Origin of the sequence: Citrobacter portucalensis (genome assembly GCF_002042885.1) — a bacterium.
Classification (GTDB): domain Bacteria; phylum Pseudomonadota; class Gammaproteobacteria; order Enterobacterales; family Enterobacteriaceae; genus Citrobacter; species Citrobacter portucalensis.
In genome coordinates this window covers 1-19,770 of record NZ_MVFY01000026.1, presented here as the reverse complement: position 1 = coordinate 19,770, position 19,770 = coordinate 1, and the positions used below count along the sequence as shown (strand labels likewise).

The 19,770-nt window shown below is 54.1% G+C and carries 22 protein-coding genes, 1 rRNA gene and 1 riboswitch; of the genes, 10 read left to right on the top strand and 13 right to left on the bottom strand.

The window, feature by feature from the left end:
• Nucleotides 1-17 precede the first annotated feature (17 nt).
• Both BZK40_RS23090 and BZK40_RS23085 read right to left on the bottom strand, forming a co-directional pair.
• Nucleotides 18-335 (bottom strand): PTS lactose/cellobiose transporter subunit IIA, encoded by a 318-nt coding sequence (locus tag BZK40_RS23090; protein WP_008787121.1) that lies wholly within the window; start codon nucleotides 333-335, stop codon nucleotides 18-20.
• A gap of 4 nt (nucleotides 336-339) precedes the next feature.
• On the bottom strand, nucleotides 340-645 hold the full coding sequence (locus BZK40_RS23085; RefSeq protein WP_003033102.1) for a PTS sugar transporter subunit IIB: 306 nt from the start codon (nucleotides 643-645) through the stop codon (nucleotides 340-342).
• Nucleotides 646-1,738: 1,093 nt separating this feature from the next.
• Between BZK40_RS23085 and cspG the strand changes: the two genes are divergently transcribed.
• A complete protein-coding gene (gene cspG, locus BZK40_RS23080) occupies nucleotides 1,739-1,951 on the top strand; it encodes a cold shock protein CspG (RefSeq protein WP_003033098.1) in 213 nt (70 codons plus the stop codon).
• Nucleotides 1,952-2,070: 119 nt separating this feature from the next.
• On the opposite strand, the gene thiH is transcribed toward cspG, so the two are convergent.
• From thiH to BZK40_RS23045, 7 genes are all read right to left on the bottom strand, one after another.
• Nucleotides 2,071-3,204 carry a 2-iminoacetate synthase ThiH gene (gene thiH / locus BZK40_RS23075; protein WP_079935367.1) on the bottom strand — a complete coding sequence of 378 codons (1,134 nt, stop codon included), beginning with the start codon at nucleotides 3,202-3,204 and terminating at the stop codon, nucleotides 2,071-2,073.
• Nucleotides 3,201-3,971, bottom strand: a complete 771-nt coding sequence (thiG, locus tag BZK40_RS23070) for a thiazole synthase (protein ID WP_079935366.1) — start codon at nucleotides 3,969-3,971, stop codon at nucleotides 3,201-3,203. Before thiG ends, thiH begins: the two co-directional genes overlap by 4 nt.
• A 1-nt stretch (nucleotide 3,972) precedes the next feature.
• Nucleotides 3,973-4,173 carry a sulfur carrier protein ThiS gene (gene thiS, locus BZK40_RS23065; RefSeq protein WP_016155307.1) on the bottom strand — a complete coding sequence of 67 codons (201 nt, stop codon included), beginning with the start codon at nucleotides 4,171-4,173 and terminating at the stop codon, nucleotides 3,973-3,975.
• On the bottom strand, nucleotides 4,154-4,912 hold the full coding sequence (locus BZK40_RS23060) for a HesA/MoeB/ThiF family protein (RefSeq protein ID WP_048237128.1): 759 nt from the start codon (nucleotides 4,910-4,912) through the stop codon (nucleotides 4,154-4,156). The genes thiS and BZK40_RS23060 overlap by 20 nt, the downstream gene beginning before the upstream one ends.
• Nucleotides 4,905-5,540 carry a thiamine phosphate synthase gene (gene thiE, locus BZK40_RS23055; protein WP_048215160.1) on the bottom strand — a complete coding sequence of 212 codons (636 nt, stop codon included), beginning with the start codon at nucleotides 5,538-5,540 and terminating at the stop codon, nucleotides 4,905-4,907. Before thiE ends, BZK40_RS23060 begins: the two co-directional genes overlap by 8 nt.
• A complete protein-coding gene (gene thiC / locus BZK40_RS23050; RefSeq protein ID WP_032945653.1) occupies nucleotides 5,540-7,438 on the bottom strand; it encodes a phosphomethylpyrimidine synthase ThiC in 1,899 nt (632 codons plus the stop codon). Before thiC ends, thiE begins: the two co-directional genes overlap by 1 nt.
• A gap of 83 nt (nucleotides 7,439-7,521) precedes the next feature.
• A riboswitch (TPP riboswitch) is annotated at nucleotides 7,522-7,644 on the bottom strand.
• 50 nt (nucleotides 7,645-7,694) lie between these two features.
• Entirely contained in the window at nucleotides 7,695-8,183 is a 489-nt protein-coding gene (locus BZK40_RS23045; RefSeq protein WP_003826892.1) for an Rsd/AlgQ family anti-sigma factor, read from the bottom strand.
• 96 nt (nucleotides 8,184-8,279) lie between these two features.
• Here BZK40_RS23045 and nudC point away from each other — a divergent pair, with 96 nt between their 5' ends.
• From nudC to BZK40_RS23015, 6 genes are all read left to right on the top strand, one after another.
• Nucleotides 8,280-9,053 (top strand): NAD(+) diphosphatase, encoded by a 774-nt coding sequence (nudC, locus tag BZK40_RS23040; protein ID WP_003033074.1) that lies wholly within the window; start codon nucleotides 8,280-8,282, stop codon nucleotides 9,051-9,053.
• Nucleotides 9,054-9,103: 50 nt separating this feature from the next.
• Nucleotides 9,104-10,168, top strand: a complete 1,065-nt coding sequence (gene hemE / locus BZK40_RS23035; protein WP_048237130.1) for a uroporphyrinogen decarboxylase — start codon at nucleotides 9,104-9,106, stop codon at nucleotides 10,166-10,168.
• A 9-nt stretch (nucleotides 10,169-10,177) separates the two neighbouring features.
• Nucleotides 10,178-10,858, top strand: coding sequence for a deoxyribonuclease V (gene nfi, locus BZK40_RS23030; RefSeq protein ID WP_048237131.1), 681 nt, complete (start codon nucleotides 10,178-10,180; stop codon nucleotides 10,856-10,858).
• A 33-nt stretch (nucleotides 10,859-10,891) separates the two neighbouring features.
• Nucleotides 10,892-11,482: a YjaG family protein gene (locus BZK40_RS23025; RefSeq protein WP_003842015.1), complete on the top strand. Its 591-nt coding sequence runs from the start codon at nucleotides 10,892-10,894 to the stop codon at nucleotides 11,480-11,482.
• 186 nt (nucleotides 11,483-11,668) lie between these two features.
• Nucleotides 11,669-11,941, top strand: coding sequence for a nucleoid-associated protein HU-alpha (gene hupA, locus BZK40_RS23020; protein ID WP_001044509.1), 273 nt, complete (start codon nucleotides 11,669-11,671; stop codon nucleotides 11,939-11,941).
• An 11-nt stretch (nucleotides 11,942-11,952) separates the two neighbouring features.
• On the top strand, nucleotides 11,953-12,645 hold the full coding sequence (locus BZK40_RS23015) for a DUF1481 domain-containing protein (protein ID WP_032945667.1): 693 nt from the start codon (nucleotides 11,953-11,955) through the stop codon (nucleotides 12,643-12,645).
• A gap of 61 nt (nucleotides 12,646-12,706) precedes the next feature.
• Here the strand turns inward: BZK40_RS23015 and zraP are convergent, their stop codons facing one another.
• Nucleotides 12,707-13,150, bottom strand: coding sequence for a zinc resistance sensor/chaperone ZraP (gene zraP, locus BZK40_RS23010; RefSeq protein WP_032945657.1), 444 nt, complete (start codon nucleotides 13,148-13,150; stop codon nucleotides 12,707-12,709).
• Between the two features lie 18 nt (nucleotides 13,151-13,168).
• The gene (locus tag BZK40_RS23005) at nucleotides 13,169-13,357 is read right to left on the bottom strand and encodes a hypothetical protein (protein WP_079935365.1); all 189 of its coding nucleotides are present in this window, start codon (nucleotides 13,355-13,357) and stop codon (nucleotides 13,169-13,171) included.
• A 57-nt stretch (nucleotides 13,358-13,414) separates the two neighbouring features.
• Here BZK40_RS23005 and zraS point away from each other — a divergent pair, with 57 nt between their 5' ends.
• Together zraS and zraR are read left to right on the top strand one after the other, a co-directional pair.
• Entirely contained in the window at nucleotides 13,415-14,800 is a 1,386-nt protein-coding gene (gene zraS, locus BZK40_RS23000; protein WP_079935364.1) for a two-component system sensor histidine kinase ZraS, read from the top strand.
• Between the two features lie 5 nt (nucleotides 14,801-14,805).
• A complete protein-coding gene (gene zraR / locus BZK40_RS22995) occupies nucleotides 14,806-16,131 on the top strand; it encodes a sigma-54-dependent response regulator transcription factor ZraR (RefSeq protein WP_079935363.1) in 1,326 nt (441 codons plus the stop codon).
• Here the strand turns inward: zraR and purD are convergent.
• Entirely contained in the window at nucleotides 16,128-17,417 is a 1,290-nt protein-coding gene (gene purD / locus BZK40_RS22990) for a phosphoribosylamine--glycine ligase (RefSeq protein WP_048227505.1), read from the bottom strand. The two genes, zraR and purD, sit on opposite strands and share 4 nt — an antisense overlap.
• Before the next feature lie 15 nt (nucleotides 17,418-17,432).
• Nucleotides 17,433-19,022 (bottom strand): bifunctional phosphoribosylaminoimidazolecarboxamide formyltransferase/IMP cyclohydrolase, encoded by a 1,590-nt coding sequence (gene purH, locus BZK40_RS22985; protein WP_008787105.1) that lies wholly within the window; start codon nucleotides 19,020-19,022, stop codon nucleotides 17,433-17,435.
• 624 nt (nucleotides 19,023-19,646) lie between these two features.
• On the opposite strand from purH, the gene BZK40_RS22975 reads away from it, so the two are divergent.
• Nucleotides 19,647-19,770: ribosomal RNA gene (locus BZK40_RS22975) — 16S ribosomal RNA — on the top strand; the annotation flags it as partial.

Below are 19,770 nucleotides of genomic sequence, written 5' to 3'. Positions count from 1 at the left end.
GCCATCCGGCAGTGTCATTAATTTATCGGTGGTAACCGCCGATAAAGCTCAATCATATCGCCGGCCAGATCCTGAATCACCATGGCATTCATCAGGTGGTCCTGCGAATGGACGGTGATGAGATTAACTGGTAGTTTGCCAGTTCCTTCGTCAATACCGATCAGCTGGGTCTGGATTTTATGCGCTTGTTTGACGTACTCGCGTGATTCCGTCATCGCTTGTTCTGCACCGGCGAAATCACCTTTACGCGCCAGTTGCAATGCCGTCAGGGCCTGGCTGCGTGCAGCGCCAGCATTTACCAATAACTCCATGATGATCGTTTCTAACTCTTCCATACCATCACTCCAGTAGTTTCAGCGCCTTATCCAGTACCGCATCGCCTTTCATCATGCCGTAATCCATCATGTCGATAACGGCGACCTTTTTGCCTAGTGGGTCGGCGATCGCCTGTAGCTTGGCCTGTTCATACTTAACCTGTGGACCGAGCAAAACGATATCCGCTGTAGCGATATTCTCTTCAAACTCGGCCACCGGGACGGCTTTGATAGTGACGTCGACGCCTTTTTTCTGGGCGGCATCTTTCATCCTTTGCACCAGCATGCTGGTGGACATTCCGGCGGCACAGCATAAAACGATGTTTTTCATAAGCAGTCTCGATCAACATGTGTGAGTTGATAATTATCGCGAGCCAGCTATAGCAACAACTGCTTTGCAACGATTGTGTGCAAGGCATCACAAAGAAAGCCGCTTTTTCTGAAACCGGTTACAAAAAGAGGCAGAACCCTGCGATCTGGACCAGGGCCAGCGGCTTTTTGACTCGCTTATCACATGCTGGAATATATAATTACTGTCAATAAATACATGTTATAAAAAACAGTATTGACAGCGTTTTTTAAACCCGTATGTTAATACTTAACAGCGGAGAAATTGTAGTTTGCTGTTAACGTAGTAAGTGTTAGTAGAGCTTGATTGGGGTTTGCGATAAAGGCCACGAAGTATTTTTTGTATGGGATAGTCGATGCTGAAAACGCTATTTTTTCACTTCGACAATGCTTTCAGGCCACGTAGTTGATATATCTAATCGCAAAAAGTCAGTAAAGCGCGATGATGTAACGCCATGATTTTATAGTAAATGTTTGTGGTTTCTGCTTTTCTGGTTATCACAAGGGAAATAAGGCAACGCATCAAAGAGTATATGTCGCGAGGGGAAGTGTACTTGTTTAGGTCACCAGTCTTGAGTTCTATTATCAAGCGGGTGGAATGTGTTTAACGGTAAATAGAGGAAAGCTTTAGTTAGTATTAATATCCAATATTATCTGTAGTAAACGTGTACATTTTAAAGTAGTACCATCAGCAGTATTAAATCGTTAAGTTTATTAATGTTAAATTTGAAGTGTGTAGTAACGTAAAGCCCTGACTGCAATAGTCGGGGCTTTTGTTCATTGTAGATCAAGCTGTTATCCAGGATGCTTAGCCGCGATGGTTCAACATTGCATCACTCAGTGGGTATTAAAAAAATTAATGCTTGCTTAATGATTAGAAGTAGGTCTACTATAGCGGCATCGGTTTGGAACACAGACCTTATGCAAGCAGTTTTAGTAAAGCAGTTCTCAGTTCAAGCGTTATCCTCAGATACTCTTCTTCATGAGCCTCCTCCCTAAGTGCCCCATAAGTTAATTTCTGCAAAACAGGCCATCTTCGCTGCATAAGCGGCTCAAAAACATGAAAGGAAGTATCTATGTCTAACAAAATGACTGGTTTAGTAAAATGGTTTAACTCTGATAAAGGCTTCGGCTTTATCACTCCTCAGGACGGTAGCAAGGATGTGTTTGTGCATTTCTCCGCTATCCAGAGTAACGATTTTAAAACGTTAGATGAAGGTCAAAAGGTGGAGTTCTCCGTGGAGAATGGCGCTAAAGGCCCGTCTGCTGTTAACGTTGTCGCGCTGTAATCGCCGATAATTTCACGAGCGCTTACGATAGCGATGAAGGCCAGAGCCCGAGCAGTTAAGTGTCAGTGAAGAAAAAACCCGCGAAAGCGGGTTTTTTTGTTTATGCGATTGCTCCTGACCTACGGTACCTGTGAAGCGCGCCCCAGATAGCTGTCCCAGTCTTTCCACACGGGCTGTAAACCCTGGGCCATGAGTGCTTCAGCAACGGCTTCTGGGCGACGATCGTCGTGCGGGGAGAACTGTTCCAGTTCGGGGTGGTTATCGGCATAACCACCGGGCTGGGTTTTTGAGAAGGCGCTGACGTTGTTGATCGCCAACGGGATCACATGGTCACGAAACCATGGCGATTCGCGGGTGGAGAGCGACAGCTCAATTTCTGGCGCCAGTAAACGAAACGCGCAAATGGTCTGGACCAACTGTCGCTCATCCATGATCGATGCAGGCTCAACGCCTCCGGTGCATGGGCGCAGGCGAGGGAAGGAGATAGAGTAACGGCTCTGCCAGTAATGCTGCTGCATCCATAGCAGATGTTCAGCCACCATATAGCAATCAACCCGCCAGCTGTCGGACAAACCAATCAACGCGCCAAGACCGATTTTGTCGATCCCTGCGCGGCCCAGCCTGTCCGGCGTTTCCAGGCGCCAGAAGAAATCCTGCTTTTTCCCTTTTAAATGGTGGCGAGCGTAAGTTGCCTCATGATAACTCTCCTGATACACCATCACGCCATCCAGCCCCAGCGTCTTCAGCTCTGCATATTCAGCCTCTGACAACGGCTGTACCTCCATCTGTAAAGAGGCGAACTGGCGGCGAATGGCAGGCAAATGGCGACGAAAGTAATCCATCCCCACTTTTGCCTGATGTTCACCGGTGACCAGCAGCAGATGCTCAAAACCCAGCTCACGGATAGCCGCACACTCCCGTGTTATCTCATCTTCGTCCAGCGTTTTGCGTTTGATACGGTTGCTCATCGAAAAACCACAGTAGGAGCAGTCGTTGGCGCAAAGGTTGGAGAGATACAACGGCACGTAAAAGCTCACCGTGTTACCAAAACGCTGACGGGTGAGCTTCTGCGCCCGCTGCGCCAGCGGCTCCAGATAATCGGCGGCGGCAGGAGAGAGCAATGCCATCAGATCGTCGCGACTAAGATGCGAAGCGTTGAGGGCGCGCTCTACGTCAGCGGCGGTTTTACCGTTGATGCGCAGGCGGATGTCATCCCAGTCCAGCTGCCGCCAGCGGTCGCTGAACGTTTTCATGCGAAGGCCTCCAGGAATCCGGTTAACGGGCTGGTGGGACTTGCCTGCGAACTTTTGCTTCCTGGTACCGCCTGGCGTGCCAGCAAGCCAGCTTCAACGGCCAGGCGGAAGGCGGTTGCCATCATCACCGGGCTGTCGGCTACCGCGATTGCCGTATTGACCAGCACCGCGTCGGCGCCCATTTCCAGCGCCTGCGTGGCGTGGCTAGGGACGCCGATGCCTGCATCAACCACCACCGGCACGGTCGCCTGTTGGATAATAATCTCCAGCATCGCTTTGGTTTCCAGCCCCTGATTAGAACCGATAGGCGCGCCGAGCGGCATGACTGCAGAACAGCCTACTTCTTCCAGTCGTTTGCACAGCACCGGATCTGCGCCACAGTAAGGCAGCACCACGAAGCCCTTTTTCACCAGTGCTTCTGCGGCTTTCAATGTTTCGATTGGATCGGGTAACAGCCAGCGGGCGTCCGGATGGATTTCTAATTTCAGCCAGTTTGTGCCCAGCGCTTCACGCGCTAACTGGGCAGCAAAAATCGCCTCTTCAGCGGTTTTTGCCCCCGAAGTGTTGGGCAACAGCGTCACACCAGCTTCTACCAGCGGCGCCAGAATGGCATCGTTGTGCTGACGCAAATCCACGCGCTTCATGGCCAGCGTTACCAGTTGGCTGCCGGAGGCGTGAATCGCCTCGACCATCAGCTGCGATGAAGCAAACTTTCCGGTGCCGGTGAACAGATGCGAATCAAACGTTTTGTCGGCAATACGTAACATATCAACCCCCTGCAATAACCTGAAAAAGCAGGATCTGGTCGCCTTCCTGCACGATTTGCTGCTCCCACTGCTCGCGCGGGAGGATCTGCTGATTGAGCGCCAGCGCCGCGCCCGGTTTAAGCTGATTAAGCGCAGTGAGCAGCCCACTGACGGTTTGTCCTTCGGCGCACTGCATCGGCTCATCATTGAACTGAATCTGCATGTTGCCCTCCGCATACCGGGCAGCCGCTGGCGCGTCGTAGTGCGAAGCTGCGCCACTGGCTGGTTTTACCGTCAAACAGGCGTAGCTCTCCGCTGGGCGTCTCAATACCGCTGAGCAATTTAATCGCTTCCAACGCTTGCAAGGTGCCCATCACGCCCACAACTGGTCCGACGATACCGGCGGTACGGCAGTTGCGTTCGGGCTCTACATCGTCCGGCCACAGGCAGCGGTAACATCCTTGTTCCCACGGGGGCGTCAGCACCATCAGTTGGCCGCCAAAGCCGACGGCGCTGGCGGTGACGAGCGGGGTGTTGAGCGTTACGCAGGCGGCGTTAATTTCCTGGCGCGTGGCCATGTTATCGGTACAGTCGAGCACCACATCGGCACGCGCTACCGCATGCCGAAGCGCATCGCCTTTCAGTCGCTGCTGGAGTGACACCAGCTCGATATCCGGGTTGAGCCGCGTCAGGCGCTGCTGGGCAACCTGCGATTTTGAACGTGCGATATCATCAGTGGTAAACAGGATCTGGCGCTGCAGGTTGCTCAGATGAATGTCGTCATCGTCTACCAGCGTCAATTTTCCGATGCCTGCTCCCGCCAGATACAGCGCGGCAGGCGAACCTAACCCGCCTAAACCGACAATCAGCACATGGCTATTGAGCAGCTTTTGTTGGCCTTCAATGGCGATATCGCCGAGCAGGATCTGGCGGCTGTAGCGCATAAAGTCGCGGTCATTCATCGCCCACTCCCGCGATATCCAGTAGTTGGGCCGTGGCGACCTGCCAGTCAGCCGCCTGGGTAATGGCGCTGACCACGGCAATGCTGCCGACGCCGGTCGCCAGTACCGCCGGGGCGCGCTCAAGGCTGATACCGCCAATGGCGACGGTCGGGTAATCCGCTAATCGTTCAATATGGTTTGCCAGTTGCGTGAGTCCCTGCGGGGCGGAAGGCATCTGTTTGGTTTGCGTGGGAAAAACATGACCCAGCGCGATATAAGAAGGCTTAGCGGCGAGCGCGACGTCGATCTCCATATCATCGTGAGTGGAGACCCCCAGGCGCAGCCCCGCCGCCTGAATCGCCTTCAGGTCGGTGGTTTCAAGGTCTTCCTGGCCCAGATGTACGCCGTAAGCGCGGTGCTTAATTGCCAGACGCCAGTAGTCGTTGATAAACAGACGGGCGTTATAGCGACGACCCAGTTCAATGGCGGCCATAACGTCGGCTTCGACCTCTTCATCACGCTTATCTTTAATGCGCAGTTGGATCGTGCATACGCCCGCCTGCAGCAAGCGTTCAATCCATTGCACGCTGTCCACCACCGGGTAAAGCCCGAGGCGAAACGGCACGGTCGGGAAATCAGGCTGGTACATTACGCCTCCTCTTTTTTGAGGTAGATTTCGCCGCCTTTGGCGCGGAAGTTCTCCGACATATCTGCCATGCCGACTTCAATCGTTTGTGCAGCAGCGTAGTCGCGAACCTCCTGGCTGATTTTCATCGAGCAGAACTTCGGCCCGCACATGGAGCAGAAGTGGGCGACCTTACCGGATTCCTGTGGCAGGGTTTCATCGTGGTAGGCACGGGCGGTGAATGGGTCGAGCGCGAGGTTAAACTGGTCTTCCCAGCGGAATTCGAAGCGCGCTTTCGACATGGCGTTATCGCGGATCTGCGCGCCCGGATGACCTTTTGCTAAGTCAGCTGCATGGGCGGCAATCTTGTAGGTAATCAACCCTTGTTTAACATCTTCTTTGTTCGGCAGGCCGAGGTGCTCTTTTGGCGTGACGTAGCACAGCATCGCGCAGCCAAACCAGCCGATCATCGCCGCACCGATCCCGGAAGTGAAGTGGTCGTAGCCCGGTGCGATATCGGTGGTCAACGGTCCTAGAGTGTAGAACGGTGCTTCATGGCAGTGCTCCAGCTCTTCGGTCATGTTGCGCTGGATCATATGCATGGGCACATGACCTGGACCTTCTATCATCACCTGCACGTCGTATTCCCAAGCGATTTTGGTCAGCTCGCCCAGCGTATGCAGCTCGGAGAACTGCGCTTCGTCGTTCGCATCCTGAATTGAACCCGGGCGCAGGCCGTCACCTAGCGACAAAGAGACATCGTAGGCGGCGCAGATTTCGCAAATCTCGCGGAAATGTTCGTACAGGAAGTTCTCTTTGTGATGAGAAAGGCACCATTTCGCCATAATTGAACCGCCGCGTGAGACAATGCCGGTCAGGCGTTTGGCAGTCATCGGCACGTAGCGCAGCAGCACGCCCGCGTGAATGGTGAAGTAGTCGACGCCCTGTTCGGCCTGCTCCAGCAGCGTGTCGCGGAAGGCTTCCCAGGTGAGATCTTCGGCGATCCCGTTGACCTTCTCCAGCGCCTGGTAGATCGGCACAGTACCGATCGGTACCGGACTGTTACGCAGGATCCACTCGCGGGTTTCGTGGATATAGCGACCGGTGGAGAGATCCATCACCGTGTCAGCGCCCCAGCGCGTCGACCACACCAGCTTCTCTACCTCTTCTTCAATGGAGGAGGTGACGGCAGAGTTACCAATGTTGGCGTTAACCTTCACCAGGAAGTTGCGACCGATAATCATCGGCTCGGATTCCGGGTGGTTGATGTTGGCAGGAATAATCGCTCGGCCCGCGGCCACTTCATCACGCACGAATTCCGGCGTGATGTTTTCCGGCAGGCGTGCACCAAAGTTCATCCCCGGATGCTGGTGACGCAGCACTTCACTGCGAATGCGCTCGCGGCCCATGTTTTCACGGATGGCGATGAACTCCATCTCCGGGGTCACTATTCCCTGGCGGGCGTAGTGCAGTTGGGTGACTCGCTTACCCGCTTTGGCGCGCTTTGGCGTCAGCAGGCCGGTGAAACGCAGCTCGTCCAGGCCATCGTCGGCCAGACGTTCTTTGGTATAAGCGGAACTCCGGTCGTCTAATTCTTCGCTATCGTTACGCGCCGCAATCCACGGTTGGCGCAGCTTTGCCAGACCCTGCTGGACGTTAATCGCCACGTCAGGATCGCCATACGGTCCGGAGGTGTCGTATACCGGAACGGCTTCGTTCTCTTCGAACTGCGGGTTGTCTTTTGTGCCGCCAGTCAGCGTTGGGCTGAGCTGAATTTCGCGCATCGGAATGCGGATATCCGGCTGCGAACCGGTAATATAAATGCGTTTTGAGTTAGGGAAGGCGGTCCCTTCCAGGGTATCGATAAAGTGTTGGGCTTGAGCGCGCTGTTCGCGGCGTGATGGTTTAGTAGTGGCAGACATAGCTCATTCCAAATAAAAGTAAGGATATGGCTTGTCAGACGACGGATGAAGCAAGAGAGAAGCTCGCCCGGGGGCGATGCTATTGTAGATTGACTCTTGTTCCCTTCGCAGGTTTTAACCTGATCAGGTTCCGCGGATCCCGAATTAACGGTCTCAGCCTTTTCCACTCATGCTGCTGTGGAAAATAAGCACTCCGACAAGAAGTAACCTCAGTAAAGAGGTAATGAATGTAAACTACGCGTTAATGCCGTAAATCTCAAGCATGACGTTTGAGAGTGCTACTCTCGTGCATTGCGTCAAATACCAGCATGATCAGCTTATCTTCCAGCACGAATCGGGCTTCCAGTGCCTCGCCGAGATCCGATAAAACCTGTTGAAATTCAAGGAAGTTATCATGATCAATCGCCGTTTCCAGGCTGGAGTCATAGTAGTCCATGATCAGCTGCGTATTGGCTTCCAGCAGCGGCCAAATTTTTGTGGCTTTTAAAAGCTGCCCGTTCCCTTCCAATTTATGGAGAATACGTTCATAAATACTGAAGTGTCCGGTGGAGAGGTAATCGACCAGGCTCTGACAAAAATCATCCAGCGCTTTTTCATTGAGTCGCATGTACGATTCTTTGCCAGGCTTAATGCCAACCAGATTGTAGTAAGCCACGAGCAGGTGCTTACGTACATGTAGCCAGCGATCAACCAGTTTATTACTTCCTCCGACGTGCTCCGTCAGGCTTTCCAGCTGGTTTAGCATGATTGACTCCGCAAGATGGTGTTTAGGAACTGCTCACCCGTAAATGTAAAAATAATGTAAACAACATGCCTGTGAAGCAAAGGTTGCGCAAGAGATATGGATCGTATAATTGAAAAATTAGATAGCGGCTGGTGGATCGTCAGTCATGAGCAAAAGTTATGGTTACCTCATGGCGAGCTACCTTATGGCGACGCAGCCCGTTTTGATCTGATTGGTCAGCGCGCGCTGCCAATAGGCGAGTGGGAAGGGGAGACTGTCTGGCTGGTGCAGCAGCAGCGTCGACACGATATGGGGTCGGTGCGCCAGGTCATTGACCAGGACGTTGGCCTGTTTCAACTGGCCGGACGCGGCGTACAGCTGGCGGAGTTCTATCGCTCGCATAAATTCTGCGGCTACTGCGGCCATCCCATGCACCCGAGTAAAACGGAGTGGGCGATGCTCTGTAGCCACTGCCGTGAACGTTATTACCCGCAAATTGCCCCGTGCATAATCGTCGCTATTCGCCGAGATGATTCCATCCTGCTTGCCCAACATGTTCGCCATCGTAACGGCGTGCATACCGTACTGGCAGGTTTTGTCGAAGTGGGCGAGACCTTAGAACAGGCGGTGGCGCGTGAAGTTATGGAAGAAAGCGGGATTAAGGTGAAAAATCTGCGCTATGTCACTTCTCAGCCCTGGCCATTCCCGCAGTCTTTGATGACCGCATTTATGGCGGAGTATGATAGCGGCGAAATCGTCATCGACCCGAAAGAGCTGCTGGAAGCGAACTGGTATCGCTATGACGACTTACCGCTCTTACCCCCGCCGGGTACTGTCGCGCGTCGATTGATTGAAGACACTGTGGCAATGTGTCGGGCTGAGTACGAGTAAAGAGCGAGTGGTGATACACTGATGGACTGACGCAATAAGGAACTGCAAAAATGACCGAACTGAAGAACGATCGTTATCTGCGTGCGCTGCTGCGCCAGCCCGTTGATGTCACTCCGGTATGGATGATGCGCCAGGCAGGCCGCTATCTACCGGAATACAAAGCTACCCGTGCCGAAGCGGGCGATTTTATGGCGCTGTGCAAAAATGCCGAGCTGGCCTGCGAAGTCACGTTGCAGCCGCTGCGTCGCTATAAACTTGATGCCGCGATCCTCTTCTCGGATATCCTGACGATCCCGGATGCGATGGGACTCGGGCTGTATTTTGAAGCAGGAGAAGGTCCACGCTTTACCTCTCCGATTACCAGCAAGGCTGACGTCGACAAACTGCCGATCCCGGATCCGGAAGATGGGTTGGGGTACGTGATGAACGCGGTGCGTACTATCCGCCGTGAACTGAAAGGCGAAGTGCCGCTGATCGGCTTCTCCGGTAGTCCGTGGACGCTGGCGACCTACATGGTTGAAGGCGGCAGCAGCAAAGCCTTCACCGTGATTAAAAAGATGATGTACGCCGACCCTAAAGCGCTGCATCTGCTGCTTGATAAGCTGGCGAAGAGCGTCACGCTGTACCTGAACGCGCAGATCAAAGCGGGTGCGCAGTCGGTGATGATTTTCGACACCTGGGGTGGCGTGCTGACCAGTCGCGACTATCAGCAGTTCTCTTTGTACTACATGCACAAAATCGTTGATGGCCTGCTGCGCGAGAACGAAGGTCGTCGCGTACCGGTGACGCTGTTTACCAAAGGCGGTGGTCAGTGGCTGGAAGCGATGGCGGAAACCGGCTGTGATGCGTTAGGTCTCGACTGGACCACTGACATTGCCGATGCGCGTCGTCGTGTAGGTCATAAAGTGGCGCTCCAGGGCAATATGGATCCGTCCATGCTGTATGCGCCGCCAGCCCGCATCGAAGAAGAGGTGGCGACAATTCTGGCCGGATTCGGTCAGGGTGAAGGGCATGTCTTTAACCTGGGCCACGGCATTCATCAGGACGTCCCGCCAGAACATGCGGGTGTCTTTGTGGAGGCGGTACATCGGTTGTCCGAACAGTACCACCGCTAAGGAGTTATCATGGATCTCGCGTCATTACGCGCGCAGCAGCTTGAACTGGCTTCTTCAGTGATCCGCGAGGATCGTCTGAAGAACGATCCGCCGGATCTGATCGGCGGGGCGGACGTTGGGTTTGAGCAGGGTGGCGAAGTGACGCGAGCCGCGATGGTCTTACTGAAGTATCCCACGCTTGAACTGGTCGAATACAAGGTGGCGCGTATCGCCACCACCATGCCCTACATTCCCGGTTTTCTCTCCTTTCGTGAAACTCCCGCGCTGATGGCCGCCTGGCAACTGCTCTCGCACAAGCCAGATCTGCTGTTCGTTGATGGTCATGGCATTTCTCACCCGCGTCGTCTGGGCGTGGCCAGCCATTTTGGTCTGCTGGTGGATGTCCCGACGATTGGCGTGGCGAAAAAACGGTTGTGCGGCAAGTTTGAATCGCTCGCTGCTGAACCTGGTGCGCTAGCGCCGTTGCTGGATAAAGGCGAACAACTGGCATGGGTCTGGCGCAGCAAAGCGCGCTGTAACCCGTTGTTTATTTCCACGGGCCACCGCGTGAGTATGGACAGCGCACTGGCGTGGGTTCAACGCTGTATGAACGGCTATCGTTTGCCGGAACCCACACGCTGGGCAGATGCAGTGGCATCCGAACGCCCGGCTTTTACTCGGCTTGCAGCAAAAACGCCCCATATCGGGTAAACTGCGGCTAATTTCCGTATTTGAGAACTCATCATGTTACAAAATCCGATTCACCTGCGTCTGGAGAAGCTGGAAAGCTGGCAGCACGTCACGTTTATGGCCTGTCTGTGCGAACGCATGTACCCAAACTACGCCATGTTCTGCAAGCAAACTGAATTTGGCGATGGACAGATTTACCGCCGAATTCTGGATCTGATTTGGGAAGCGCTGACGGTTAAAGACGCGAAAATCAATTTCGACAGCCAGCTGGAAAAATTTGAAGAGGCCATTCCTTCTGCAGACGATTACGATCTGTACGGTGTTTATCCGGCGATTGATGCTTGTGTGGCATTAAGCGAACTGATGCATTCGCGTCTTAGCGGTGAAACGCTGGAGCATGCAATCGAAGTGAGTAAGGCTTCGATTACGACGGTTGCGATGCTGGAAATGACTCAGGCTGGTCGTGAAATGACCGATGAAGAGCTCAAAGAAAACCCTGCCGTTGAGCAAGAATGGGATATTCAGTGGGAAATTTTCCGACTTTTAGCCGACTGTGAAGAACGCGATATTGAGCTGATAAAAGGGCTGCGTGCAGACCTGCGCGAGGCTGGCGAGAGCAATATTGGTATAAATTTTCAGCAATGACACCACAAAACGTGATTTAACGCCTGATTTGTCGTGCCTGAAGGCTTCCCATCCGCCCCCGGTCTGGTCTACATTTGGGGGGCGAAAAAAAGTGGCTATCGGTGCGTGTATGCAGGAGAGTGCTTTTCTGGCATTTCCGTCGCACTCGATGCTTAGCAAGCGATAAACACATTGTAAGGATAACTTATGAACAAGACTCAACTGATTGATGTAATTGCAGACAAAGCAGAACTGTCTAAAACACAGGCTAAAGCTGCTCTGGAATCCACTCTGGCTGCTATTACTGAGTCTCTGAAAGAAGGCGATGCTGTACAACTGGTTGGTTTCGGTACCTTCAAAGTGAACCACCGTGCTGAGCGCACTGGCCGCAACCCGCAGACCGGTAAAGAAATCAAAATCGCCGCAGCTAACGTACCGGCATTTGTTTCTGGTAAAGCACTGAAAGACGCGGTTAAGTAATTCGCGTGGCAGTGAACAGTTTTAACGAAGGGGCGGTTTCGCCCCTTTTGTCCATCTGGCGTCATACGCTTTGGCTTTCAGGTGTTCTGTTACTGTCTGCCTGCGGTAGCCATTCTGAGCTTCCTCCTTTCACGGCCAGCGGCTATGTTGGCGATCAGGGGGCGGTACGCATTTGGCGTAAAGACTCCGGTGACGATGTTCACTTGCTCTCGGTATTTAGTCCGTGGCGTAAAGGCGAAACCACTACCAGTGAATACCGCTGGCAGGGTGATTCGCTCTCTCTGATAGAACTCAACGTTTACAGTAAACCGGCTGAACATGTCCGTATACGCTTCGATGACCGGGGCGAACTGAGCTTCATGCAGCGTGAAGTCGACGGGCAAAAGCAGCAGCTTTCCAGCGATCAAATCGCGCTTTACCGCTATCGAGCCGATCAAATTCGCCAGACCAGCGATGCGCTGCGTCAGGGGCGGGTGATATTGCGTCAGGGACGTTGGCATGCGGATAACACGGTCACAACCTGTGAAGGTGAAACGCTGAAGCCAGACCTGGAGTCGTGGGCGATAAACCATATCGAGCGCCGCCAGAGACATTCATCCGTAGAGGTGAGTGTGGCATGGCTGGAAGCGCCCGAAGGGTCGCAGCTACTGCTGGTCGCCAATGAAGATTTTTGTCACTGGCAGCCTACAGCCAAAACTTTCTGAAAACCTGAATACAGGAAATCAGCAGGCCTGATCCGTATAGCGTCATCAGGCATTAAGTCTTTTACCAGTGGCCCATTCCCATATGGCCGCCGCCGCGATGGTTACCGCCACCGCCGCATCCGCCGTAGCCCATTCCCGCGCCACGTGGCACGCCAGCCTGCGCCATTGCGACATCACGTTTAACGCGCTGCTCGTCCAGAGACTGATTCAACGCTTCCATCTCTTTTGCAACGGCGTTAATTTTTGCCGTGTCCGGCGAGCTGGCCGTTAATAGTGCATTGTACTCATAACGTTTGGATGTCAGCTGTTGGCGCAACGCGCTGGTCTGGGAATAATAATCATCATAGATTTTCTGTGCGGCAGCCTGCTGCTCAGCGGTCATTGGCGTACCGCCCCGTTGCTGCATTCCATCACCATATCCCCAGTGATTCTGTGCCAGTACCGGGGTGGAGCCAAGTGCGATAAGAGAAAGTGCAATCAGTGCCAGTTTGTTGTTCCGTTTCATCGTTCGTTCTCCTGTTGGTTAGCTTACATTCCCTTTTGCATCTTCCGTGCCAAAGCGGCAATCCCAGTCCTGCGGGTGTTGTACCCGCCGTCTTTGCAGGGAAACGAGTAAAAATGACTCGCCAGAACGCGCCAGCGAGTCATTTTTACCCGTTACTTTCAGCTGTTTGTGTCTGAGGGCAGGGTTATCAGGGGGAAAAAATGGCATGATTTCTGCTGTATACCTGCAACGATGAAAGGAACAAGCGGGGTGAAGGGAGAGCGTATGCGTCTTTATAAGGATACGGTGGCAAAGTGGTTGAGCCGACTCTTGCTGGCGGCAATCCTGGTTTTGGTCGGCTGGTTTTCGATTATGACCATTCGGGACTATGGGCGAGAAAGTGGTGCCGCGCGGCAAACGCTACTGGAAAAAGGCAGTGTGCTCATTCGCGCTCTGGAGTCTGGTACGCGCGTAGGTATGGGGATGCGCATGCATCATGCACAACAGCAGACGCTACTGGAGGAAATGGCTGTACAGCCTGGCGTGCTATGGTTTGCTGTCGTCGATGAGCATGGTGTCATTATTACCCACAGCAATTCCGCGATGGTCGGCAAAACGCTCTATTCATCGGATGTCCTGCGACAGCTTAGTCCTGGGGAGCAAGAAAGCTGGCGGAATATTGAAATTCCAGCGAGGGATGGTGAAAAAACGCCAGCACTGGAAATTTATCGCCAGTTTCAGCCGATGTATGGTCCAGGACGCCATGGCATGGCGCGCTGTGCCAGCAATGACGGGCAGCTTATCTCCCCAGCACAAACCATATTTATCGCCTTTGATGCCAGCGATCTGACAGCGACTCAGGCAAGGGAGTGGCGTAACACACTGATAGTCCTCTCTGCGCTGGCGGCTGTGTTGCTGGCCACCGTGCTGACGTTCTTCTGGTATCAGCGCTATCAGCGCTCGTACAAAGAACTCCAGGATGCGATGAAGCGTAAAGAAAAACTATTAGCGCTCGGTCATCTTGCGGCTGGGGTGGCACATGAAATTCGTAACCCGCTTTCATCGATCAAAGGGTTAGCGAAGTATTTTGCCGAGCGAACCCCGGCAGGAGGCGAGTCGCACGAGTTGGCACAGGTGATGGCGAAAGAGGCGGATCGTTTAAATCGGGTGGTGAGCGAGTTGCTGGAGCTGGTGAAACCTGCGCATCTGACACTGCAACAGGTGAATCTTAATGAGGTTATCACCCACTCATTACACCTGGTGAGTCAGGATGCGGCAAGCCGGGAAATCCAGCTCCGCTTTTCGGCTAATTCTACGCTGCCCGCTATCCAGGCCGATCCTGACCGACTGACTCAGGTTTTGTTGAATCTGTATCTGAACGCCATTCATGCGATTGGTCGTCAGGGCACGATCACGGTTGAAGCGAATGAAAGCAGCGGCGAACGCGTTAAAATTGTGGTTACCGATAGTGGGAAGGGGATTGCGGCGGAACAGCTGGAGGCCATTTTTACGCCTTACTTTACGACCAAAGCTGACGGAACCGGCCTCGGGCTGGCGGTAGTGCAGAACATTATCGAACAGCACGGTGGCACCATTCAGGTGGCAAGCGTTGAGGGCAAAGGCGCGACCTTTACCCTTTGGCTACCGACCAAAGCGAAACAACAGGATTAACAAGGATGACGCGCGGAAAAATCAATATTCTGGTGGTAGATGACGATATCAGCCACTGCACCATTTTACAGGCGCTGCTGCGCGGCTGGGGTTATGAGGTCGCGCTGGCCTATAGCGGGCGAGCGGCGCTGGAACAGGTGCGCGAACGCGTATTTGATTTAGTGCTGTGTGATGTACGCATGGCGGAGATGGACGGCATCGCAACGCTGAAAGAGATTAAAGCGCTGAATCCGGCGATTCCGGTCTTGATCATGACGGCGTTTTCCAGTGTGGAGACCGCCGTTGAGGCGCTTAAAACCGGGGCGCTGGACTACTTAATCAAGCCGCTGGATTTTGACCGTCTGCAGGAGACGCTGGAAAAGGCGCTGGCGCATACGCGGGAAACGGGCGCTGAACTGCCATCGGCGTCGGCTGCGCAGTTTGGCATGATTGGCAGTAGTCCGGCGATGCAGAAGTTGCTCAATGAAATCGCGATGGTAGCGCCCTCGGATGCCACGGTGCTTATTCACGGAGACTCCGGCACGGGGAAAGAGCTGGTGGCCCGGGCGCTACATGCCAGCAGCGCCCGTCGCGATAAACCGCTGGTGACGCTCAACTGCGCGGCGCTTAATGAATCGCTGCTGGAGTCCGAACTTTTTGGTCACGAGAAAGGGGCGTTTACCGGGGCGGATAAACGGCGGGAAGGGCGTTTTGTCGAAGCCGATGGCGGCACGTTATTTCTTGATGAAATTGGCGATATCTCACCGCTGATGCAGGTGCGTCTGCTGCGGGCTATCCAGGAGCGCGAAGTGCAGCGGGTTGGCAGCAACCAGACTATTGCGGTTGATGTCCGGCTGATCGCCGCTACGCATCGCGATCTAGCAGAGGAAGTCAGTGCCGGGCGCTTTCGTCAGGATCTCTACTATCGCCTGAACGTCGTCACCATTGAAATGCCAGCGCTGTGCCAGCGCCGGGAAGATATTCCGCTGTTAGCCGAACATTTTCTCCAGCGTTTTGCCGCGCGTAACCGTAAAGCGGTGAAAGGCTTTACTCCGCAGGCGATGGATCTGCTGATCCACTACGACTGGCCGGGCAATATTCGTGAGCTGGAAAATGCGATTGAGCGCTCGGTGGTGCTGCTGACGGGGGAATATATTTCCGAACGCGAGCTGCCGATGGCGATTGCCGCGACGCCGATAAAAACGGAATTCAGTGGCGAGATCCAACCGCTGGTGGATGTCGAAAAAGAGGTGATTCTGGCGGCGCTGGAAAAAACGGGCGGCAATAAAACGGAAGCCGCCCGTCAGTTAGGCATTACGCGTAAAACGCTGCTGGCGAAAATTTCGCGTTAGCGTTGCTCGCGTTCAATGGCGCGCCAGCCGATGTCGTTACGGCTGAAGCTGCCATCCCAGCGGATGTCGGTCATCAGGGCGTAAGCGCGTTTCTGCGCTTCAGCCACGGTATGACCCAGGGCGGTGGCGCACAGCACGCGACCGCCGCTGGTCAGCACGCGATCGTCTTCGGCGAGTTTAGTGCCTGCATGGAACACTTTTCCGTCTTCTACTTCTTCCAGCGGCAGACCGTGGATTTCATCTCCGGTGTTGTAGTTACCTGGATAACCTCCGGCAGCAATGACGACACCCAGCGAGGCGCGTTCGTCCCACTCGGAGGTTTTCTCATCCAGCTTGCCGTCGCAAGCGGCCAGGCAAAGCTCCACCAGGTCCGATTTCATGCGTAGCATGATCGGCTGGGTTTCCGGATCGCCGAAGCGGCAGTTGAACTCGATAACCTTCGGATTGCCCTGTTTGTCGATCATCAGACCCGCGTACAGGAAACCGGTGTAGGTATTCCCTTCCGCCGCCATACCTTTTACGGTTGGCCAAATAATGCGTTCCATGGTGCGCTGATGCACTTCATCAGTTACCACCGGCGCTGGTGAGTAAGCACCCATACCGCCGGTGTTCGGGCCAGTGTCGCCGTTGCCTACGCGTTTGTGGTCCTGGCTGGTGGCCATCGGCAGCACATGCTCGCCGTCGACCATTACGATAAAGCTCGCTTCTTCGCCGTCGAGGAACTCTTCGATAACGATACGGTGGCCCGCATCGCCAAAAGCGTTACCTGCCAGCATGTCATGAACGGCGGCTTCTGCTTCCTCCAGCGTCATCGCCACGATAACGCCTTTACCGGCGGCCAGGCCGTCAGCTTTGATGACGATCGGCGCGCCTTTCTCACGCAGATAGGCCAACGCTGGCTCAATCTCAGTGAAGTTCTGATATTCCGCCGTCGGGATCTGGTGACGGGCGAGGAAATCTTTGGTGAAGGCTTTGGAGCCTTCCAGCTGTGCAGCGCCTTCGGTTGGCCCGAAGATCTTCAGGCCAGCGGCGCGGAACGCATCGACCACGCCAATCACCAGCGGCGCTTCCGGGCCGACGATGGTCAGGTCAATTTTCTCGTTCTGGGCAAAGCTCAGTAGAGCTGGAATATCGGTGACGCCGATAGCCACGTTCTGCAACGCGGGCTCCAGTGCGGTACCGGCGTTACCCGGTGCGACAAAAACGGTATCAACCAGCGGGGACTGTGCGGCTTTCCAGGCCAGGGCGTGCTCGCGCCCGCCGTTGCCAATCACTAATACTTTCATCGTCTGCTCCGTGGATTAATGGCGGAAGTGGCGCATGTCGGTAAAGATCATCGCGATACCGTGTTCATCGGCAGCGGCAATGACTTCATCATCACGGATAGAACCACCTGGCTGGATAACGCAGCTCACGCCAACGGCGGCGGCAGCATCAATACCATCGCGGAACGGGAAGAAGGCGTCAGAGGCCATTGCAGAGCCTTTCACTTCCAGACCTTCGTCAGCCGCTTTAATCCCGGCGATTTTTGCGGAGTACACGCGGCTCATCTGGCCTGCGCCTATGCCGATAGTCATGTTCTCTTTGGCATAAACAATGGCGTTGGATTTCACGAACTTGGCGACTTTCCAGCAGAACAGCGCATCGCGCAGCTCTTGCTCGGTCGGCTGACGTTTGGACACCACGCGCAGTTCGCCTTCGCTCACCATCCCCAGATCCCTGTCCTGAACCAGCAAACCGCCGTTAACGCGTTTGAAGTCCAGGCCCGGTACACGTTGTGCCCACTGACCGCAGGTCAGAACGCGAACGTTCTGTTTGGCGGCGGTGATTTTCAGTGCGTCTTCGGTTGCGGACGGGGCGATGATCACTTCCACGAACTGACGGGAGATAATTGCCTGCGCGGTTTCGGCATCCAGTTCGCGGTTGAAAGCGATGATGCCGCCGAACGCGGAGGTCGGGTCGGTTTTATAGGCGCGGTCGTAAGCGTCGAGAATAGAGGTACTTACCGCCACGCCGCACGGGTTAGCGTGCTTAACGATCACACAGGCTGGCTCGCTGAACTCTTTCACGCACTCCAGCGCCGCGTCGGTATCGGCGATGTTGTTGTAGGAAAGTGCTTTGCCCTGTACCTGCTGCGCGGTGGCAACGGATGCTTCTTTAACATTCTCTTCTATATAGAAGGCAGCCTGCTGGTGGCTGTTCTCGCCGTAGCGCATATCCTGCTTCTTAATGAAGTTCAGGTTCAGCGTACGTGGGAAACGACCGGCGGCCTCTTTGCTCTCACCGTGGTAAGCCGGAACCATGCTGCCGAAGTAGTTGGCAATCATGCTGTCGTAGGCGGCGGTGTGTTCGAAGGCTTTAATCGCGAGGTCAAAGCGGGTTTCCAGAGTCAGGGAGCCTTCGTTGGCATCCATCTCTTTAATAATGGCGTCGTAGTCGCTGCTCTTCACAACGATCGCTACGTCTTTATGGTTCTTGGCAGCGGAACGCACCATGGTCGGGCCGCCGATATCAATGTTCTCTACCGCATCTTCCAGCGAGCAGCCTTCGCGGGCGACGGTCTCGGCGAATGGATACAGGTTTACAACCACCATATCGATAGGGGCGATACCGTGCTGTTCCATAATTCCGTCATCCTGACCGCGACGACCAAGAATGCCGCCGTGGACTTTCGGATGCAGGGTCTTCACGCGTCCATCCATCATTTCCGGGAAGCCGGTGTAATCGGAAACTTCGGTCACTGGCAGACCTTTCTCCGCTAACAGGCGCGCAGTGCCACCTGTAGACAGCAGCTCCACACCACGTGCGGAAAGTGCCTGAGCGAATTCGATGATACCGGCCTTGTCAGAAACACTGAGCAGAGCGCGGCGGACTGGACGACGTTGTTGCATGGTAAATCCCCTGGATTTGACTATTACAGAGAGCGTTAGGTGAATTCTTGGCTAAAAACTCAGCTAACGCCCCTTACGGGGCATCCTTGTTTTGCGGGGGCATTGTAACGAAAACGTTTGCGCAACGCTCGCGAATTTTTAAATTTCGATTTTGACCTCTTCTTTTTCTGTTGAAGGAGGCTGATATAACGAGTGGATCGTAGAAACGATCGTGTGGTTTGTGGATAACTCTGTGTGTAAATGGGTATAAAGCGGGGTTTCGCTGTGGAATGCAGCAGTCAGTCATTTTTCTGTCATTTAAGGGTTGCGGGTCGCAGGAAACTCCCTATAATGCGCCTCCATCGACACGGCGGATGTGAATCACTTCACACAAACAGCCGGTTCGGTTGAAGAGAAAAACCTGAAAATGAGGGTTGACTCTGAAAGAGGAAAGCGTAATATACGCCACCTCGCGACAGAGCGCTAAAGCGCGTCGCAACTGCTCTTTAACAATTTATCAGACAATCTGTGTGGGCACTCGAAGATGCGGATTCTTAACGTCGCAAGACGAAAAATGAATACCAAGTCTCAACGAGTGAACACGTAATTCATTACGAAGTTTAATTCATTGAGCATCAAACTTTTAAATTGAAGAGTTTGATCATGGCTCAGATTGAACGCTGGCGGCAGGCCTAACACATGCAAGTCGAACGGTAGCACAGAGGAGCTTGCTCCTTGGGTGACGAGTGGCGGACGGGTGAGTAATGTC

Excerpts from the sequence above, each read along its gene's own strand:
- BZK40_RS23060 (WP_048237128.1), bottom strand. The coding sequence starts at position 4,912 with ATGAATGACCGCGACTTTATGCGCTACAGCCGCCAGATCCTGCTCGGC.
- thiS (WP_016155307.1), bottom strand. The coding sequence starts at position 4,173 with ATGCAGATTCAGTTCAATGATGAGCCGATGCAGTGCGCCGAAGGACAA.
- purH (WP_008787105.1), bottom strand. The coding sequence starts at position 19,022 with ATGCAACAACGTCGTCCAGTCCGCCGCGCTCTGCTCAGTGTTTCTGAC.
- hemE (WP_048237130.1), top strand. The coding sequence starts at position 9,104 with ATGACCGAACTGAAGAACGATCGTTATCTGCGTGCGCTGCTGCGCCAG.
- BZK40_RS23090 (WP_008787121.1), bottom strand. The coding sequence starts at position 335 with ATGGAAGAGTTAGAAACGATCATCATGGAGTTATTGGTAAATGCTGGC.
- thiE (WP_048215160.1), bottom strand. The coding sequence starts at position 5,540 with ATGTACCAGCCTGATTTCCCGACCGTGCCGTTTCGCCTCGGGCTTTAC.
- zraP (WP_032945657.1), bottom strand. The coding sequence starts at position 13,150 with ATGAAACGGAACAACAAACTGGCACTGATTGCACTTTCTCTTATCGCA.
- purD (WP_048227505.1), bottom strand. The coding sequence starts at position 17,417 with ATGAAAGTATTAGTGATTGGCAACGGCGGGCGCGAGCACGCCCTGGCC.
- thiH (WP_079935367.1), bottom strand. The coding sequence starts at position 3,204 with ATGAAAACGTTCAGCGACCGCTGGCGGCAGCTGGACTGGGATGACATC.
- thiC (WP_032945653.1), bottom strand. The coding sequence starts at position 7,438 with ATGTCTGCCACTACTAAACCATCACGCCGCGAACAGCGCGCTCAAGCC.
- BZK40_RS23025 (WP_003842015.1), top strand. The coding sequence starts at position 10,892 with ATGTTACAAAATCCGATTCACCTGCGTCTGGAGAAGCTGGAAAGCTGG.
- zraS (WP_079935364.1), top strand. The coding sequence starts at position 13,415 with ATGCGTCTTTATAAGGATACGGTGGCAAAGTGGTTGAGCCGACTCTTG.
- thiG (WP_079935366.1), bottom strand. The coding sequence starts at position 3,971 with ATGTTACGTATTGCCGACAAAACGTTTGATTCGCATCTGTTCACCGGC.
- nfi (WP_048237131.1), top strand. The coding sequence starts at position 10,178 with ATGGATCTCGCGTCATTACGCGCGCAGCAGCTTGAACTGGCTTCTTCA.
- zraR (WP_079935363.1), top strand. The coding sequence starts at position 14,806 with ATGACGCGCGGAAAAATCAATATTCTGGTGGTAGATGACGATATCAGC.
- BZK40_RS23045 (WP_003826892.1), bottom strand. The coding sequence starts at position 8,183 with ATGCTAAACCAGCTGGAAAGCCTGACGGAGCACGTCGGAGGAAGTAAT.
- cspG (WP_003033098.1), top strand. The coding sequence starts at position 1,739 with ATGTCTAACAAAATGACTGGTTTAGTAAAATGGTTTAACTCTGATAAA.
- BZK40_RS23005 (WP_079935365.1), bottom strand. The coding sequence starts at position 13,357 with ATGCCATTTTTTCCCCCTGATAACCCTGCCCTCAGACACAAACAGCTG.
- hupA (WP_001044509.1), top strand. The coding sequence starts at position 11,669 with ATGAACAAGACTCAACTGATTGATGTAATTGCAGACAAAGCAGAACTG.
- BZK40_RS23085 (WP_003033102.1), bottom strand. The coding sequence starts at position 645 with ATGAAAAACATCGTTTTATGCTGTGCCGCCGGAATGTCCACCAGCATG.
- nudC (WP_003033074.1), top strand. The coding sequence starts at position 8,280 with ATGGATCGTATAATTGAAAAATTAGATAGCGGCTGGTGGATCGTCAGT.